The sequence below is a fragment of the Anaerolineae bacterium genome, assembly GCA_013178015.1.
Classification (GTDB): domain Bacteria; phylum Chloroflexota; class Anaerolineae; order DRVO01; family DRVO01; genus Ch71.
Genome location: JABLXR010000038.1, coordinates 1 through 17,591, shown reverse-complemented (window position 1 = coordinate 17,591; position 17,591 = coordinate 1). Strand labels below are relative to the sequence as shown.

The following is a 17,591-nucleotide window of genomic DNA, read 5'->3' as shown; positions in this document are numbered from 1 at the left end:
GAGCAAGGACCTGAGCGGGGTGTTGGTCAGAATCGGTCCCCCGATGCTGAGCCGCTCCGCGCAGAGAACAGCGGCGGACACCCCTGCGGCAGTGGGGTCCGAGGGGTGTCCGGGCAATCTACACTTGAGGTACAGCTTCCCACTTGCGGGAAGCGGCAGCCATGGCCACCGCGTCGAGCACCGCTTGAGTGCGGGCGCCCTCGCGGAAGTTGGGGACCGGCTGGCGGTCTTCCCCGATGGCCCTGAGGAACTCGAAGATCGAGTGCACGAAGGTATGCTCGTAGCCGATGATGTGACCGGGAGGCCACCAAGCGGCGGCGTACTCCCCGAAGTCCCCCCCGGACACGTTGATGGTGCGGAAGCCCTGGGCATACGGTGGGTCGTCGAGGGAGAAGTACTCCAGTTCGTTCATCCGCTCCAGGTTGAAGGAGATGCTTCCCCTGCTGCCGCTTATTTCGAAGGCATTGTAGTTGCGCCGTCCCGGAGCGAAGCGGGTGGCCTCGAAGGTGGCCAGGGCGCCCCCCTCGAATCGACCCAGGGCAATGACGGCATCGTCCACAGTTACCTCGCCCCGCTGGGCTCCGCCGGCTGCTCCCCAGGCGCCCTCGGCCGTGGCGGGGAGAGGACGCTCCTTGATGAAGGTCTTGTCGGCAGCCGCCACCTCCTTAATCTCACCGACCAGGAACCGGGCCAGGTCTATGTTGTGGGCGGCGATGTCTCCCAGGGCCCCGCTGCCGGCGCTCTCCTTGCGTAGGCGCCACACCAGAGGGAACTCCGGGTCCACGATCCAGTCCTGCAGGTATACCCCCCGGTAGTGGCGGATCTCCCCGATCTTGCCCTCGTCAATGAGGCGCTTGGCCAGCTGCACCGCGGGGACGAAGCGATAGTTGAAGTTGGTCATCGCTTTCACCCCGGCCCGCTCGGCGGCTTCTGCCATGCGCACTGCCTGGTCCAAGGTGTTGGCCAGAGGCTTCTCGCAGAAGATGTGCTTGCCAGCCTCAGCAGCTGCCAGGGCGATGGGGTAATGCGTATCTCCGGGCGAGCTGATGTCCACTATGCCGATGTCATCCCGATCCAGGACCTGGTGCCAGTCGGTGGCGTATGCCTTCCAGCCCAACTTGTCCGCCGCGGCCCGCACCCCATCGAGGTTCCTCCCCACCAGGACTTCCATCTCCGGCACCAGGGGCGGATCGAAGAAGTACTTCACCTGCCGGTAGGCGTTGCTGTGCGTCCGGCCCATGAACTGATAGCCGATGAGAGCTACTCCGATCGTCCTAGCCATGCTGTCCTCCTTACTAGGTTGCAGGGAGTAGGTCGCGGGGATCAGGTTCCGGAGGATAGAGGCAGTGCGCCCTGACAACGCCTTGCATCCCCAAGACCGGCTCCCTATCCCCTATCCCCTGTAACCTGTGACCGGTTCCCTGCCCTTAGGGTCTCGTCTATCATGGCGCGGTAGTTCTCAGGTCGTACGTAGTAGGCGATGGTGTTGCTGGAGCCGAGGCAGTAACCGCCGCCAGGCGCTACTTCTCTTAGCAGTCGGCGCACCTCGGCGCGCACCTGTTCCTCGGTTCCGCGGGCGAGCAGGTCCACTTCCACGTTGCCGATGAGTGCCAGGCGGTTCCCGTAGCGGCGCTTGACTTCGCGGATGTCCATGGCTGCCGGCTCGATGGGCTGAAGGGCATGTATGCCACAGGCCAGCAGGTCGTCCATGACCTCCCAGAGCACGCCGTCAGTGTGGTAGATGTAGGGGAACCCTCGCTCCTGGCAGAGGTCGCCGATCCTCTTCATCCAGGGGAACAGGTACCGGCGGTAGAAGCCTGGCGACACCATAAGGCCGGTGGCATAGGCGATGTCATCGCTGTACCACATGGCCCCCACCACGTCGTACTGCGACATCACCTCGAAGATGCCATACACCAGGCGCCCCAGGCCCTCCATGAGGTGGGCGACCAGGTCCTCCTGCTCGTACATGGCGTAGCAGAAGGGGGTGAATCCCATCGCCTGCCAGGCGGTGGTGAAGATGTCGCCGAAGCGGGCCACCACCCTCATGCCGTCGGGGAGGTGGCGGCCTACCTGGTCAAAGGGGCTGAAGTCCACCTGATCCAGAGTGGGGATGGGGTACTTCTCCAGATCGGCCCAGCCCTGGATGAGCCCGCTGTCCTCGCGCCCCCAGTGGCGCTCATATCGCGCCACCCCATCCTGGACGGGGATACCCCGCCAGTAGTCGAAGGAGAAGCGGGGCGGCAAGCAGATGTAGTCGTAGCCGGCGCGGTACCAGAAGTCCACGTCATCGGCCACGGAACGGACCGGCCGGCCCAGAAAGGCTTCCTTGGCCTCGGCGTCCATGAGCAGCTCGGCCAGAGGAACCCGGTCGGGTTCCTCTCGTCGCAGGGCCTTGAGTAGTCGCTCGAAGTCAGGCTGCGGCTGCCTCTGCATCGTAGCGCTCCTTCACGGCCATGGGGCAGTCGGGTAGCGTGCCGGCGCCTCAGGCTAGCCCCATCGCCTCGGGAGTGGCGCGGAAGAACTCGAGGACGTTGCCGTCAGGGTCGCGAAAGAAGGCCACCCAGAGGCCGGGTCGGGCCTCCCGTGCCGGAATATGGAACTCCACCCCTTTGCCTCTGAACTCCTCGTAGGTCTTCTGCACATCGTCGACCTCGAAGGCGATGTGCAGCATTCCCTTGCGCCCCTCTTCCTGGGGCTCGGTCACGTCGGGCTTCTCGATTAACTCCAGCCGGGTGCCGCCTATGTCCACAAACGTGATGGTGTCGCCCAGGTGGCCGGCGACAGGGAAGCCCAGGGTGTTGGTGTAGAAGTCCACCAGACGCTTCAGGTCCGGGGTCGATACGGCGATGTGATGCGATTTGAGAATAGCCATCCTGTGTGTCTCTCCCTTAGACGACATAAGTGGAAAGATACTTCCGGGCCAAGAGCAGGCCCTCTTTCACTCGCTGCTCGCTGCCACTCCAGACGGGGTCCTCGTGCTCGATGCTGAGGGGTCCGTCGTAGCCGTACTCCGCCAGGGCGGAAATGAAGGCGGGCCAGTCCACCGCGCCCATGCCGGGGATGCGATAGCGCCACCAGCGATGCCGAGGCAGGAACATCCCGGCGGTGGCCACCACTTCCTCCAAGACTTCGGTGTCCTTGGTGTGCACGTGGAAGATGCGTTCGCTGAAGTCCTTGACAGCCTGGACATAGTCTATCCCCATCCAATAGAGGTGGCTGGGGTCGAAGTTGAGGCCGAAGTTGTCCACTGGCAGGGCCTCGAAGAGGGGTTCCCAGATGGCAGGGGACATGAAGATGTTACCGATCAGGCCCTCGAACTGAACGTTGATGCCAGGCCAGTTCTCGATGCCCAGACGCACGCCCCGATCCGCCGCATAGCCAAGGAGCTCCCGGAAGACGGGCACCGCTTCCTCGATGTTCTCCTGAATGGTGGTGAGGTGGTTGCGCCCCACGAAGGTGCTCACCTCGCGCACTCCCAGAAGGTTCGCGGCGTCCATGACTCGGCGCAGGTGGCCATGGATCTGGGCTCGCCTCTCGGGGTCAGCAGCCAGGTTGTTGTCGCAGTAGGTCAGGCAGGAGATCTCGATGCCCGCCTGGGCGCACAACTCCTTGAGGCGGGCAGCCCCTTCGCCGTCCAGGTTGGCGACGTCGAGCACGTTCTCCGGCGGGCGCCCCTCGGCGATGGGGGTGGCGGTGAGTTCGAGGGTCTGAAAGCCGTTGGCACCGGCCCAGGCAATAATCTCCTCCAGTCTAACCCCTCTCAAGCAGGCGGTGAGGAAACCGATCTTCATAGGGGATGTCCCTCCTTGGTCGAGTTGCCACCTAAGCTGTCAACTCCTGGCGAAACCGAGTGAAGAGGTCGTCGACGGCCTTTCGGTCGGGCAGCGATGACTGAGCGCCCATCCGGGTGACGGCCAGGGCTCCGGCGCAGTTGGCCAGAAGAAGCGCCTCCTCCAGCGGTCGGTTTTCGATGACGGCAGCCATCAGACCGCCGATGAACGCGTCTCCAGCCGCGGTGGTGTCCACCGCCTCCACCGACGGCGCGGGCAGGTGCCCGGAGCATGACGCGGTGGCATAGACGCAGCCCTGAGCGCCTAGCGTGACCACGGCGCACTTCGGGCCCCGGCGCTGCAGGTGCTCGGCGGCGGAGAGCGCATCCGCCAGGGCGGCCGGGCGCACGCCGGTGAGCGACTCCGCTTCCTGCTCGTTGACGACCAGGAAGTCCACGGCTAGGGCGATCTCGGGGAGGTCAGGTACCGCCGGGGCGGCGTTCAGTATGGTGGTGGCACCCTCCTCCATAGCGGCGCCGACGGCTGCCGAGACCGTATCCAATGGAATCTCGCACTGCAGGGTCACCACGCGGGCGGCCCGGAAGAGCCCGCGGTGGGCAATGACGTCCGCTGGGGTCAAGCAGGCATTGGCGCCCGAAGCTACCACGATGGTATTGCGTCCCTGGGCGTCCACCAAGATCATGGCCACGCCGGTGGCCTCTCCGGCCGCTCGCCGGACCGCCGTCACGTCCACTGCCTGGGCCCGCAGGTTGTCGAGGGCAGCGGCGCCGAAGTCGTCGTCGCCCACGGCGCCGATCATGGCAGTCGGGTGGCCCAGCCGCGAGGCGGAGGCGGCCTGATTGGCGCCCTTTCCTCCCGGCACCACGCGGAAGGTCCCCCCCACTAGTGTCTCCCCGGGCCGGGGCAGGCGCGGGGTGCGCATCACCAGGTCCATGTTGATGCTTCCCACGACCAGAGCCTCGGTCATAAAGCCCTCCGGGCCAGCGCCAAGGTGCGCTCAGCCAGATCGGAGAGGCGGGAGACCTCGAAGCCCTGCACGGCGCTGTGCAGGGTATCGTTCAGGGGAGCGGTCCACCGGGCAGGGAGTGAGGACGCCCCCAGCATCGCCCCGGCGATGGACCCGGCGGTGGCGCCGTTGCAGTCGGTGTCCCAGCCGCACATGACGGCGATGGTGATGGCCTTCTGGAAATCGCCTTCGGCATGGAGAAGGGCCAGGGCGACGGCGCAGGCGTTGTTGATGGTGTGCACCGCGTGGTAATGCCCGTAGGAGGCATTCACCCGCTCCCAGGTCTGCTGCCAGTCGTCGTCTTCGTCCGACCAGGCGAGAGTCTGGCTCAGGGCAGTGGCCAGCCGGCTGTGTCGCGGTATCTCGGACAGGCCGACCTCGATGACGGAGCGGGCATCATCCTCCACGAACGCCGCCGCCAAGCAGGCGGCGGCCCACATCTCTCCGTAGATGCCATTGCGGGCGTGGGAGAGGCGGGCGTCCCGGTAGGCAAGGGCGGCGGCCGCTTCGGGGCGGCCCGGGCAGACGTATCCGAAGATGTCAGCCCGGATCTGGGCCCCGATCCACTCCCGGTACGGGTTCAGATAGAGGGCAGTGTCCGGCGGCTTCAGTCCGTTCACCAGGTTGGCGTACGCCACCCGCTCGGCTGTGTACACTTGCCAGAAGGGCAGATGGGACAGCCATTCCTCAGCCACGGCCTCGGTGGTGAAGTCGAAGCCGTGCTCCTCGATCAGGTGCAAGCCCAGCACGGTGTAGTCGGTATCATCGTCCCGGGGAGCGGCGCCGATGCGCCCGCGGAACCAGTCAGCCGGGCGGGCCCGCTGCAACAGGCTCCCGGTGATATCGGGGATGACCAGGGGGAAGTAATCGCGGAGGGGGTACTCGAAGGCGGGCTCCAAGTAGGCTCGGATGCGGTCGTGACTCCAACCCTCGCAGGGCTTGCCCAAGAGGCACCCTGCCGCCCGGCCGAGCCAGGCGCCATAGAGGCGATCGGCCAGCCGGGTCTCGGAGAAGGCCTGAGCGTAAGCGCGGGGCCCGGGGCCACGCTGCTCCCGGATGGCCTCCAGTTCGGAGGGCTCTGCCGCTGCCAGGTTGGCGTCTCCGCCCAGCTCCTCCAGGCGGGAGTACAGTGCCGCCAGGACGCCCTCGTCGTCGGGATCGGCCGTGGCAACCTCGGGCTCGATGAGGTCAACATCCGCGCCCTCTTCGCGCCGCTGGGCGAGCTCGTCCTGGAGGAGTTGCTTGGTGATGCGCATGGACCCTCCGCCCCCGTACCGGCCTGAAGTCGCCGCGATTCTAGTCGCCGGAAGGGTGGGTGTCAACGCGCGCCGACTTTTCAGATCTTGCCGCAGAGATCGCTGAGAGAAGGAGACAGGAGAAATGGAGACAGGAGACAGGAGGGGAACGGTAGGTCTGTGGCTGAGGCTGTGTGCATGCTCACCGAGTCTCCTGCCTACGCCGTTCTCTGCGTGACCTCTGCGGTCTCAGCGATCTCTGCGGTGAAATGCGTGGTGAGAGTTCAGTTTATGAGGTCGAGGAGCCAGGTTACGGAGTAGGCGCCGGCGTAGGCCACCGCGATGGTCTTGATAGTCTTTCCCACCAGGGTGAAGAGGAGGAAGCGAAGGACGGGCATGCGCATGGCCCCCGCGGCCAGCCCCACCAGGTCGAACACGGCCGCCGGAATGGCCGAGAGAGCCAGGATGGCCCAGCCACCGTAGCGCCGGGTGATCCGCTCCAAACGTTCGTAGCGGGAATCCTGCCCGATGGCGGTACGCCCGGCCCGTCCGGCCAGGTAGCCGGTCATCTCGCCCAGGGCCTCACCAGCGCCGGCGACGAGCCCAACCAGCAGTGGGTTGAGGACGGGACCCATGGCGAAGGTGAAGGCCAGGCCAGGAGCAGGGAGGACGACCGTGGCGTTGGCCAGGAGGCTGACCAGAAACACGCCTGGATAGCCTAGGGCTTCCAGACCTCCGAGCTGGTGCCGGAATGTGATCGCCAGGAAGGTGATGCCCGCGGTGAGGAGCACCACCAGTGCCAGCCGCAGAATCGCCTGGCGTCGAGGAGCGGTAGCCCCCGCTTCAGCTAGAGGGGGGCTGGCGGTGTTGGTCTGCACTTCGTTGCTCTCATAGCCACGGCCACCACGGTCTTCACCCAAGAATGCCGCCATGACTGGCAGCCAGGTCGGCCAAGGCCAGCGCCCATGCGGACACCGACAGGGCGGCCGGCGGGCCCGCCTCTCCCGATGCGGGCGTGGTCAGGCGCAAGAACATCGCTACCAAGATGGCCACTAACACGATTAACCCCACCACCAGCACCCAGTTGCTGGTGGTTAGCCACCGAAGGAATCGCTGGGAGCGCGTGGGTTGCGGCGAAGGAGGACGGCTCATTCCCGGTCGCCTCGTGGCTCGGGCTCTAGGAGTGCGGCGACTGCTGCTGCTTGTTCTCTTGGCCAATCCGTGCTCTCTACCAAGGCTAGCAGCCATTGTAGCTGGGCCCCCAAGGCCGGGCAAGGGCCTTCCGCTCATGGCCGAGTGCCTTGTGCGCCCCACTGGGGCGCAATAGAATCACGGTTCGTCCTGCTGCTCGGGGACTCCGACTGCCGAGAGCGCCGAGACCGGGGGAAAGACAAGGAGGGGCCACGGTGGAAGGTTGGCGCATCGAGACGGATTCGCTGGGAGAGGTTCAGGTGCCGGCTTCGGCATACTACGGGGCGCAGACGCAGAGGGCCGTGGAGAACTTCGCCATTAGCGGGCTGCGTCCGAGCGGGCGCTTCGTAAAGGCCACCGGCTGGGTCAAGCTAGCGGCGGCCCGGGTGAACGGGCGGTTGGGGCTGCTGGAGCCCGAGCTAGCCGGCGCCATCGAGCAAGCGGCGCTGGAGGTAGTCGAGGGACGCCTGCAGGACCAGTTCGTGGTGGACGTGTTCCAGGCGGGTGCTGGCACGTCGCATAACATGAACGCCAACGAGGTCATCGCCAACCGCGCCAACGAGATACTGGGGCAGCCCAGGGGCCAGTACCGGCCCGTGCACCCCAACGATCACGTCAATATGGGGCAGTCCACCAATGATGTCATCCCCACGGCCATGCGGCTGGCGGCCCTTTCCCTGCACCAGGAGCTGGCCGCTGCCCTCCGCGACTGCGAGGAAGCCTTCCGGCTGAAGTCCATCGAGTTCGACCCGGTGATCAAGGCGGGCCGCACTCATCTGCAGGATGCGGTGCCGGTGACTTTGGGCCAGGAATTCGGCGCCTACGCTGACGCCCTGGGGCACGACCGGGATCGGTTGGATGAGGCCGCCGACGCGCTGGCACGGCTGGGCATCGGAGGGACGGCCGCCGGCACTGGCCTCAACGCCCATCCCGACTACCACGCGGGGATGATCCGGGAACTGGAGAACATCACGGGCCTGAGGCTGCGCTCCATGGGGAACCTGTTCGAGGCCATGCAGAGCCAGGCCGATGTGGCGGCCTACTCCGGGGCACTGCGGACCCTCGCTCTGACTCTGACCCGCATCGCCAACGACCTGCGCCTGCTGGCCTCTGGCCCCATGACGGGGCTAGCGGAGATCAGGCTGCCGGCGGTGCAGCCAGGCTCGAGCATCATGCCGGGCAAGATCAACCCCGTGATGGCCGAGATGCTCAATATGGTCTGCTACCACGTCATAGGCAACGACGCCTGCGTAGCTCTGGGCGCGCAGGCAGGGCAGCTCGAGCTTAACGTGATGATGCCGGTCATGGCTTACAGCCTCTGCCAGTCTGTCGAGGTGATGACGAACGCCCTGCGCTCGTTCAGCGAACGGTGCGTCCGCGGCATCGAGGCCGACGAGGAGCGGTGCCGATACTGGGCCGAGCGCAGCCTGGCCATCGTCACCGCCCTCAACCCCTACATCGGCTACCGCCAGGCTGCCAGCGTGGCCCTGGAGGCCCTCCGAAGCGGGCGCCGGGTGGCGGAGGTGGTGCTGGAGCGTGGCCTGTTGGGCCAGGAGGAACTAGAAGCGGCGCTCGACCTGGAGGCGATGACGCGCGGCGGCATTCAGGGCGCCGGCTAGATGCCTGGGCTCCGGCCAGTCCTGACGGCGTTAGCGCGCCTGATTACCGCCGTCGCGGTCGGGCTACCCGCCTGGCTGCCTGCCGGCGCGGCGGCTGAGGTCCAGGGAGCTGCCCGGACGGCCAACCTGTTCTTCGCCTCGGACAGAGACGGCGACGGTGACATCTACCTGGCTCTCCCCGACGGGTCGGTGCGCAACCTGACCCTGAACCGCGAGCCCGACTGGGATCCAGTGGTGTCGCCCACGGGCACGATGGTGGCCTTCGTCTCCCGGCGGGACGGCAACTCCGAGATCTACCTTCTGAACCCCGCGGTGGGCAACGTGGTCAACGTGACCAATCACCCGGCGGCCGACTACGAACCCGACTGGTCGCCGGACGGCACTCGGCTGGTATTCGTCTCCGAGCGCGACGGCGGCAGGGATCTGTACGTGCTGGACTGGAGGCGGGGGGCGGTGGAGAGGCTGACGCATTCGGGGCCGGGAGAGATATACCGCTCCCCAGCCTGGGCCCCCGACGGGGGAGCCATCGCCTACTCGGCGGTGCGCGATGGGGTGGAGCACGTGTACGTGCTGGACTTCGCCTCCGGGGAGGCGCAGATCACCCAGTGGCCGCTCAAGGGCCGCTATCCTGCCTGGTCCCCGGATGGCGAGCGGCTGGCTTTCGCCGGCTGGCACGAGGACGATCGGCCTGGCGTGTACCTGGCGCGACGAGATGGGGCCGAGGTGCGATGGCTATGGGAAGCGCGCGGGCCTATACGCAGCCTCACCTGGGTCGGTGATGCCGTCCTGCTCAGCCTGGCGGAGGCGCAGGGCCAATCCATCTACGCCGTGCCCGTCAGGGGAGGAGCTCCCGAGCTGGTGGTATCCACGGCGGGATGGGACGACTGCCCCTCGGTGGCGGGCGAGGGTCGGATCCCGCAGGTGATCCTGCCCTCCACGCGGGAGCCTTACCCCAAGCGCCTGGCCCCGGTTCTGGGGGCCAACATTGCCGACTTGAGCAACGCCCACCTGCTACATCAGCTCGGCTTCGGGTGGATCAAGAACTACCTCTCGTGGGCTGGGGCCGAGCCCCAGCCGAACCAGTTCTACTGGGAGGACTCCGACAATGTGATCGAGGCGGCTGAGTCGAACGGCCTCAAAGTTCTGTTGCGGCTACACGACACGCCGGCATGGGCTCGGCCGCCCAATACCACGCTCACCCATCCGCCGTCGGACCTAGAGGCGTACGGCCGGTTCGTGGCGGCAGTGGCGCGCCGGTACCGGGGTCGGGTGGCGGCCTACGAGATCGGCAACGAGCCTAACCTCGCGTTCGAGTGGGGGGAGCAGACGCCCGACCCGGCTGCTTACGCCGAGATGCTGCGGGTCGCCTACACGGCCATCAAGGCGGAGGATCCGGAGGCCCTGGTGATCTCCGGCGGGGTAGCCACCACCGGCGACGGCGGGGAGGGCGCGGTGGGGGACCTCGACTTCATCCGGGGCCTCTACGAGGCCGGGGCCAAGGGGTACTTCGACGCCCTGGGGTCGCATCCCTACGGGTTCGGCCGGCCTCCCTTCGCCCGGCACCAGTACGGGCTGGCGGTGTCCCGGTTGGAGGCCCAGCACCGGGTGATGCTGGAATACGCCGATGGCGACACCCCCATCTGGGCCACCGAGGTGGGCTGGCCCCTGGCCTCAGCCTGGACCATGGGGGAGCACGACGACTATGTGGTGTCGGAGGCAGAGCAGGCCTTCTACTACCAGCAGCTGCTGCTACAGGGGGCCCAGACATGGCCCTGGCTACAGGCGGTGTTCGCGTTCAACCTGGACTTCAGCACCGTACCCTGGTACGAGGCGGCGCAACCGATGCGATGGTACGCCCTCCTCGAGGCCGACGGCAGCCCGCGGTTGGCCTTTACGCGCCTGCGCGGAGTGGGAGTGCCTTGGCGGTGACATCTGCGGGAGGTCTGGTCTAGGGTTGCGTCCTTCGGAAGCGGTGCTGGCTGGCGAGGGGTCGGTCCCCGGCTCGGTGCGGTGGCTGGCGGTTCTGGCGACACTAGGGATGGTGGGCCACGGCCTGGGCCAGACGGTGCTGGGGCCGGTCCTGCCTCGGGTCATGGCTGACCTGAGCATCCGAGAGACGGCGGTAGGCGTTCTGCTGGCGGCGGGTTCACTGGGCTTCATGTGTGGGTGCCTGCTGGGCGGGTTCGTACTGGACCGGATCGGCCTGAAGCCGACCTTGCTGGCAGCCTGGCTAGGGGTGGTGCTGTCGCTGGGCGGGTGCGCTCTGTCGAGCCGGTATCCTGAGCTGCTGGTGTCGTACTTCCTGTTCGGGCTGGGCTCCGGGTTCATCGAGACGGGCCTGAACGTCCTGCCAGCACAAATCGGTGGCGGCGCCTGGATGATGAACCTGGTGCACATGGGCTACGGGGTAGGAGCCCTGACAGCTCCGATGGGGGCGGGGGCCCTGCTCCAGGTGGGCCGGGGGTGGCGGACGGCCTTTGCCGCAGTGGCCGCCCTCTCCGCGGTACTGCTGGTTCTGGGGGCTGCGTCTCGCATGCCGTCGGCCCCCAGCCGGCACCGGGAGGCATCCCCAAGCCAACCACTCTCCAGACTGGCCCGGAACTACCTGGTGGTTCTGAGCGCGCTGGCGCTGCTGTTCTACGTGGCCGGGGAGCACGGGATGACGTCCTGGGCCGTGCTCTTCATGGAGGGCCAGTACGGGGTGGGCTCGCTGCAGGCGGGGGTGGCTCTGTCGCTCTTCTGGGGGGCCATCCTGGTGGGGAGGCTCTTCCAGGGCGCCGTGGTGTCGCGGTTCAGCCTTCCAGCGGTAGTCATGGCCAGCGGCCTCATCTCGGGGCTGGCCATCGGTGGGTTTGCCCTCTCGTCCTCCTCGGGCGAGGCGTACCTGGCTGCGACTGTAGCCGGCCTGGCCGCTGGGGGCATCTACCCGAACGTCATGATCTACACTAACCGACGCTTTCCCCGGCAAGTCGGCGTCGTGACCGGGTTGCTCAGCATGACGGCCGCTACCGGTACCTTCCTTTTCCAGCCCGTAGTCGGACGGGTGGCCGAGGTCCTCAGCCTGAGTGCGGGCTTCCTGATACTGGCGGGCGCCATGACGGCAGTTGGGGCGTGCTTCTTGCCAGTGTGGCTCCGCCGGTCCCGCGAGGGGTAGCAGCGGCCGCCGGCGCCGCATGTCCCCTCTCCTGCGTCGCCAGCGGGCTGGGAGGCGACCCTATCGCTCCAGCACCTCTACCGGGTCCCCGGCCCGCACCCGCCCTCCCTCGAGGACCTTGACGAAGATGCCCTCGCGGGGCATGACGCAGTCGCCGGCCTGTTCGTAGACGGCACAGCGGTCGTGGCACACCTTGCCGATCTGGGTTACCTCGACCAGGGCGCCGCCGATCCTCATGCGGGTGCCCACGGGAAGGGTATGGAGGACCAGGCCGCTGGTGGTGAGGTTTTCGGCGAAGCTTCCTGGGGCGACGTTAAGGCCCTTGGCCTTCATCTTCTCGATGCTCTCCAGCGCCAGCAGGCTCACCTGCCGGTGCCACTTGCCGGCGTGGGCGTCGCCCTCCAGCCCCCAATCCACACGTAGGAGACCTGATCCCACATTCGTCTTGGGGGTGCCCTTGGTCTCGCTGAGGCACACCGCCACCAACTGCCCGATCCTGTTTCGATCCACTGTCCACACTCCCTCGGAGTGACTCATTCGAGCACCACGGTCCCACTGCGACCGCCGCTTTTCCGCACGAGCCGCAGGTTGTGCATGCGCATGCCCGGGTCCACCGCCTTGCACATGTCATACACGGTCAGGGCGGCCACCGCCACCGCCGTGAGGGCTTCCATCTCCACCCCGGTCTGGCCGGTGCACCGCACCCGCGCCTCGATCGCCACCGCGGAGCGCTCCTCGTCCAGGCTCAGGTCCACCTCCACGGCCGAGAGGAGCAGCGGGTGACACAGGGGCACTAGGTCGGGGGTGCGCTTGGCCCCCATTATGCCGGCCACGCGGGCCAGGGCCAGCACGTCTCCCTTGGGCACCTGGCCGGCGCGGATGAGCGCCAGCGTCTCTGAGGACATGGCCACCTCGCCCCGGGCCACGGCCTCGCGCACAGTGTTCGGCTTCCCCCCCACGTCTACCATCCGGGCTTGACCCCGTTCGTCCAGATGGGACAGCTCCATCGCCTACCCTCCGATGCCCGACATGCTCCTGGCGGGCAGAGGCTCGCCTTGCGCCAGGCGATGCCCAGCCGGCTTCAAGGCCACCGCTTGAAGGAGCAGGGCGCGCAACTCGTCATCGGTAGCGCCGCGCCGCAGAGGACCGCGCACGTCCAGCTCTCCCCCGCGGAGGAGACAGGCTACCAGGCGCCCATCAGCGGAGAGCCGCAGGCGGTTGCAGGTGCCGCAGAAATGCTCTGTCACCGGGGTGATGAGGCCGACCGTCCCTGGCGCGTCGTGGAGGCGATAGGTGCGGGCGGGACCGCTCCGGTCGCTGGGGAGGGGTGCCAGTGGGCCCAGCTCTGCCTCAATGCGGGCCCGCATCTCCGAGGCGGGGACGAACCCGTCGTGGGTCCAGTGCTCCCCTTCCCCCAGAGGCATGACCTCGATGAAGCGGACGTGCCAACCCTCGCTGATGCTCAGGCGAGCGAAGTCCACCACCTCGTCGTCGTTGAGGCCGCGGATGACCACCATGTTGACCTTGATGGGCGAGAGCCCGGCGGAGCGAGCGGCCTCAAGTCCGTCGAGGACGTCCTGCAGCCGACCGCGCCGAGCGATGCGCTGGAAGCGCTCCGGCCGAAGAGTGTCGAGGCTGACGTTGACGCGCTTAAGGCCCGCCTCTGCCAGTCCCCGGGCGTGCTGGGCCAGGAGGATGCCGTTGGTGGTAAGGGCGATGTCGGCCAGACCGGGGATGTCGGACAGCATCCGGACCAACTGCACCACTCCAGGGCGCACCAAGGGCTCGCCCCCGGTGACTCTCACTTTGGTGATTCCCAGCTCTGCTCCCAGCCGAACCAGCCGAACGATCTCCTCGTAGCGCAGAATGTGATCGTGGCGCTTGAGCGGGACGCCCTCCTCGGGCATGCAGTAGAGACAGCGCAGGTTGCAGCGGTCCGTGACGGAGAGGCGCAAGTAGGTGATAGAGCGCCCGAAGGCATCGCGCAGGCTGGCGGTCATGTCTGCCGCTCCACCTCGGGCCGTTCCACCATGATGGCTATGACCTCGTCCCCAGCGTAGAAGTCGCCGAGGCCACGGGGCAGTCGCAGGAGCGCGTTGGCGCCCACGAGCGACTTCAGTCGGCCCGACACCTGGGAGCCGGTGGTGGTGGCCCAGAGGACTCCCTCCCTTTGGGTGACGACGGAGCGCTGGAACTCGGTGCGCTCGGCGTCGTGGTGCAGGTCGTGGGTGAGGCGAACGGGCACCTCAGGCCGCCACAGACGGGTGTGCCCCGCCATGAGCCTCAAGGCCGGACGGACGAAGTTCTCGAAGCAGACTAGCGATGACACCGGGAATCCGGGCAGCCCGAAGACGGGTACACCGCCGACCAGGGCGAAGGTGAGCGGTTTGCCGGGTTTGATGGCCACCCGACCGAAGTGGATGGTGCCCAGCTCGGCCAGCAGGGGCTTGACGAGGTCCTTGACGCCCATGGACACCCCGCCGCTGGTGAGGAGCATGTCGGCCCGGGCTGCTCCATCGAGGATGGCGGCCCGCAGGGCATGGGCGTCGTCGGCCACCGGCCCCAGGGGCAGGGGGCTGCAGCCGGCCTCGATCACGGCCGCGGTCAGCGCCGGGCCGTTGCTGTCCCGTATCTGCCCCGGGCCGGGAGTGGCTTCGGCCGGTACCAACTCACTCCCGGTGGTGAGAATGGCCACGCGCGGTCGCGGATGCACCGACACGGCGGTGTGGCCCAGGGAAGCGAGGAGGCCGATCTCGGCCGGGCCCAGACGCATGCCCGCCCTCAACAGCGAGTCTCCGATGGCGACGTCCTGCCCGGCTGGCCGCACGTACTGCCCGGTGCGCACGGGGGTCCGCAGGCGAACGAAGCCGTTACGCTCGTCGGCGTCCTCGAAGGGGACGACCGCGTCCGCGCCTGGGGGCAGGGGCGCTCCGGTCATGATGCGCACTGCAGTGCCCAGCCGGACGGTGCCCACCCCGCTCTGCCCGGCTTCCCACTGGGCGATCACCTCCCGCTCGGGTGCGGGATCGGCAGCGATGACGGCGTATCCGTCCATGGCGGAGGCGGCGAAGGGAGGCAGGTCCTCCCGCGCCACCACCTCCTCAGCCAGGATGAGCCCATGGGCTTCGCCCAGGGGTACCTGGACGGGAGGCAGCGGGCTCAACGCGGCCGCTATGCGCCGCCAGGCCTCGTCAGGCTCGATCATCGGATAGTCGGAAGACCTCACGCTGCTACTCCAGCAGTATCACTTGCACGAAGGACCCGGCCGGAAGGTAACTGCAATCCTCCGGGATGACCGCCAACCCGTCCGCCGCTACCATTGAGCTGAGGATGCCCGAGCCCTGATCGCCCGTGAGCTCGGCGAGACAGTCTTCGCCCTGTCGATGCAGTCGGACGCGCAGATAGTGGCGCCGCCCGTCCTTGCGCTCGATCGAGGACACCAACCGGGCCCGCACCGAGGGGGGATCGGCCACTGAGAGGCCGAGCATGCGACAGATGGCGGGGCGGGCGAAGAGCTCGAAGGCGATCATGGCGGAAACGGGGTTACCGGGGAGGCCCAGCAACGGAATCCCCGCCAGGGTGCCGAAGGCCACCGGCTTGCCCGGCTTCATGTTCACCCACCAGAAGCTCATCTCACCCTCGGCGGAGAGCACCTGCTTCACCAGGTCGAAGTCTCCCACCGACACGCCGCCGGAGGTGATGAAGAGATCGGCTCTCGCATCCAGCCCCCGACGCAACGCCGCGCTCAGCTCATCCCTGCGATCGCTAGCCACTCCCAGGAGGATGGGAAGGCCGCCGGCGCGAAGCACCTGAGCGGCGTTGCTGTAGGAGTTGATGTTGCGGATCTGTCCCGGGCCCGGCTCCTCACTGGCGGGCACGATCTCATCGCCGGTGGCGAGGATGGCGACACGCGGACGGCGGTGCACCGCCACCCGAGTGCGGCCCAGCGAGGCCATCATGCCGATCTCCTGTGGCCGGACGCGCGTGCCCGGAGGCAGCACCAACTGACCCTGTTGGACGTCCTCGCCGCGATGGCGTACGTTCCTGCCCGGCGCCGGAATGCGTCGCACCTCCACCCAGCCATCGCCGGAGGTGGTGTCCTCGAAACGCACCACCGTATCGGCGCCAGCGGGCACGAAGGCTCCGGTCATGATACGGGCCGCCTCGCCCGGCCCGATGACAGCGTCGGTGGGATGTCCGGCCGCCACCTCGGCCACGACGCGCAGACGGATGGGTGGCTCTGCCACGAGGTCGGCGGCGCGGACGGCGTACCCGTCCATGGCGGAGTTGTCCTGGGGCGGCACGTCGCGGTCGGCCCAGATGCCCTCGGCCAGCACCCGGTCCAGGCTCTCCAGAATGGGGACGGTCTCCGATGGCAAGGGGACGCACATGCCGAGGATGCGTGCCCGGGCCTCTTCTACACTGAGGATGGGGTAGGCGTCGGGCTCAGTCATGGGCGCTCTCTCGGTGCTCCAGGTTATCGCCTCGAGCCATCTGCACGGCGTGGGCAAGGAGGGGAGCGAGAACCTCCATGCCCTCGCGCACGGCCCTCGGGCTTCCGGGAAGGTTCACGATGATGCAGCGGCCTCGAAGCCCCGCCACGCCGCGCGATAGAACGGCCCTGGGAGTTCGCTTATAGCCCTCCCAGCGCAGAAGCTCCGCCAGGCCGGGAAAGTCCCGGTGCACGACCTGCCGCGTGGCCTCGGGGGTCCAATCTCGGGGAGCAGGGCCGGTACCGCCGGTGGTCAGCACCAGGTCCAGGTCTCCGCGGTCGGCCAGGGCGCGGAGGGTGTCGGCGACGCGGTCCTGGTCGTCGGGGACGATGATCTCGTAAAGGACTTCGACCTGGGCTGAACGCAACAACTGGGACAGGAGGGGCCCGCTGGCATCCTGGCGCACGCCGGCGTAGCCCTTGTCGCTCACGGTGACCACTGCCGCACGGATGGGCACTGTACCCTCCCATGATAGACATACAACAGAAACCGGCGTTCTCTCTGAGAACGCCGGCGACGACGACACACGCCCATGCGTTCTCCTTTCCAAACACGGGAGGCGGAGGCGTTTCCCCCTCCACCCTTGGCTGCCCGAGGGCAGACCGCGACCGACGGCCCGTGGGCGCAAGCCGGTAGGGCCGACGATTCGGAGAACCTCGCTCCCATTACCCTCCGCGCAGGGGGGTCGGGAGACACTGCAAAGAGTATCGCACCGGTGCGGATTCAGGGCAAGCGTGGGGGCTCAGGGTGTGGCGGACGGGTCTTCAGGGGGAATCCGCTCCGTGGGTCCGCTCGGAGCTGGAGCCCACACAGCCAGCCCCTCCGCTGGCCCCTTGTTCACTCGTCTCATTCCCTTGAGGACCGAGCCCCCGGAGGCAGTAGGCATCTGGGGGCAAAGCGCGCGTGGGCGCGCGCACTCCTCGCTTGTGCTTGAGCGGTGAGCCGCCAGGGGCGGCAGGCACCTGGGACAAGGCGCGCGTGGGCGCGCGCACTCCTCGCTTGTGCTTGAGCGGTGAGCCGCCAGGGGTAGCAGGCATCTGGGGGCAAAGCGCGCGTGGGCGCGCGCACTCCTCGCTTGTGCTTGAGCGGTGAGCCGCCA

General features: G+C 67.5%; 17 protein-coding genes and 1 riboswitch. Of the genes, 3 read left to right on the top strand and 14 right to left on the bottom strand.

All coding sequences use genetic code 11. The annotated features are described in order from the left end of the window. Window positions 1–118: 118 nt before the first annotated feature. From HPY83_14335 to HPY83_14300, 8 genes are all read right to left on the bottom strand, one after another. Window positions 119–1,282 (bottom strand): Gfo/Idh/MocA family oxidoreductase, encoded by a 1,164-nt coding sequence (locus HPY83_14335; protein ID NPV09129.1) that lies wholly within the window; start codon window positions 1,280–1,282, stop codon window positions 119–121. A gap of 104 nt (window positions 1,283–1,386) precedes the next feature. Then, entirely contained in the window at window positions 1,387–2,436 is a 1,050-nt protein-coding gene (locus HPY83_14330; GenBank protein ID NPV09128.1) for a nucleoside 2-deoxyribosyltransferase, read from the bottom strand. Window positions 2,437–2,485: 49 nt separating this feature from the next. Beyond that, window positions 2,486–2,875 carry a VOC family protein gene (locus HPY83_14325; protein NPV09127.1) on the bottom strand — a complete coding sequence of 130 codons (390 nt, stop codon included), beginning with the start codon at window positions 2,873–2,875 and terminating at the stop codon, window positions 2,486–2,488. Between the two features lie 16 nt (window positions 2,876–2,891). Further along, a complete protein-coding gene (locus HPY83_14320) occupies window positions 2,892–3,794 on the bottom strand; it encodes a sugar phosphate isomerase/epimerase (GenBank protein ID NPV09126.1) in 903 nt (300 codons plus the stop codon). 31 nt (window positions 3,795–3,825) lie between these two features. Then, entirely contained in the window at window positions 3,826–4,761 is a 936-nt protein-coding gene (gene rbsK, locus HPY83_14315) for a ribokinase (GenBank protein ID NPV09125.1), read from the bottom strand. Continuing rightward, entirely contained in the window at window positions 4,758–6,056 is a 1,299-nt protein-coding gene (locus tag HPY83_14310; protein ID NPV09124.1) for an ADP-ribosylglycohydrolase family protein, read from the bottom strand. Before HPY83_14310 ends, rbsK begins: the two co-directional genes overlap by 4 nt. Window positions 6,057–6,319: 263 nt before the next feature. Then, the gene (locus HPY83_14305) at window positions 6,320–6,955 is read right to left on the bottom strand and encodes a VTT domain-containing protein (protein ID NPV09123.1); all 636 of its coding nucleotides are present in this window, start codon (window positions 6,953–6,955) and stop codon (window positions 6,320–6,322) included. After that, on the bottom strand, window positions 6,948–7,187 hold the full coding sequence (locus HPY83_14300; protein NPV09122.1) for a hypothetical protein: 240 nt from the start codon (window positions 7,185–7,187) through the stop codon (window positions 6,948–6,950). Before HPY83_14300 ends, HPY83_14305 begins: the two co-directional genes overlap by 8 nt. A gap of 254 nt (window positions 7,188–7,441) precedes the next feature. Between HPY83_14300 and HPY83_14295 the strand changes: the two genes are divergently transcribed. Genes HPY83_14295 through HPY83_14285 form a run of 3 tightly spaced genes read left to right on the top strand, consistent with a single transcriptional unit; the run spans window position 7,442 to window position 11,999 of the window. Continuing rightward, entirely contained in the window at window positions 7,442–8,845 is a 1,404-nt protein-coding gene (locus tag HPY83_14295; protein NPV09121.1) for an aspartate ammonia-lyase, read from the top strand. Next, window positions 8,846–10,774, top strand: a complete 1,929-nt coding sequence (locus HPY83_14290; protein ID NPV09120.1) for a cellulase family glycosylhydrolase — start codon at window positions 8,846–8,848, stop codon at window positions 10,772–10,774. A gap of 25 nt (window positions 10,775–10,799) precedes the next feature. After that, on the top strand, window positions 10,800–11,999 hold the full coding sequence (locus HPY83_14285) for an MFS transporter (GenBank protein NPV09119.1): 1,200 nt from the start codon (window positions 10,800–10,802) through the stop codon (window positions 11,997–11,999). A 60-nt stretch (window positions 12,000–12,059) separates the two neighbouring features. On the opposite strand, the gene HPY83_14280 is transcribed toward HPY83_14285, so the two are convergent. From HPY83_14280 to HPY83_14255, 6 genes are read right to left on the bottom strand one after another with little or no spacing between them, the layout of a single operon-like run. Continuing rightward, window positions 12,060–12,494: an MOSC domain-containing protein gene (locus HPY83_14280; protein NPV09118.1), complete on the bottom strand. Its 435-nt coding sequence runs from the start codon at window positions 12,492–12,494 to the stop codon at window positions 12,060–12,062. A 38-nt stretch (window positions 12,495–12,532) separates the two neighbouring features. Further along, window positions 12,533–13,006, bottom strand: coding sequence for a cyclic pyranopterin monophosphate synthase MoaC (moaC, locus tag HPY83_14275; protein NPV09117.1), 474 nt, complete (start codon window positions 13,004–13,006; stop codon window positions 12,533–12,535). Window positions 13,007–13,009: 3 nt separating this feature from the next. Then, a complete protein-coding gene (gene moaA / locus HPY83_14270; GenBank protein ID NPV09116.1) occupies window positions 13,010–13,987 on the bottom strand; it encodes a GTP 3',8-cyclase MoaA in 978 nt (325 codons plus the stop codon). 8 nt (window positions 13,988–13,995) lie between these two features. Further along, window positions 13,996–15,204 (bottom strand): molybdopterin molybdotransferase MoeA, encoded by a 1,209-nt coding sequence (locus tag HPY83_14265; protein NPV09115.1) that lies wholly within the window; start codon window positions 15,202–15,204, stop codon window positions 13,996–13,998. Window positions 15,205–15,229: 25 nt separating this feature from the next. Further along, on the bottom strand, window positions 15,230–16,453 hold the full coding sequence (locus tag HPY83_14260) for a molybdopterin molybdotransferase MoeA (protein ID NPV09114.1): 1,224 nt from the start codon (window positions 16,451–16,453) through the stop codon (window positions 15,230–15,232). Next, entirely contained in the window at window positions 16,446–16,949 is a 504-nt protein-coding gene (locus HPY83_14255; GenBank protein ID NPV09113.1) for a MogA/MoaB family molybdenum cofactor biosynthesis protein, read from the bottom strand. The genes HPY83_14260 and HPY83_14255 overlap by 8 nt, the downstream gene beginning before the upstream one ends. Window positions 16,950–17,028: 79 nt before the next feature. Next, window positions 17,029–17,146, bottom strand: a riboswitch (molybdenum cofactor riboswitch). Between the last annotated feature and the right edge of the window lie 445 nt (window positions 17,147–17,591).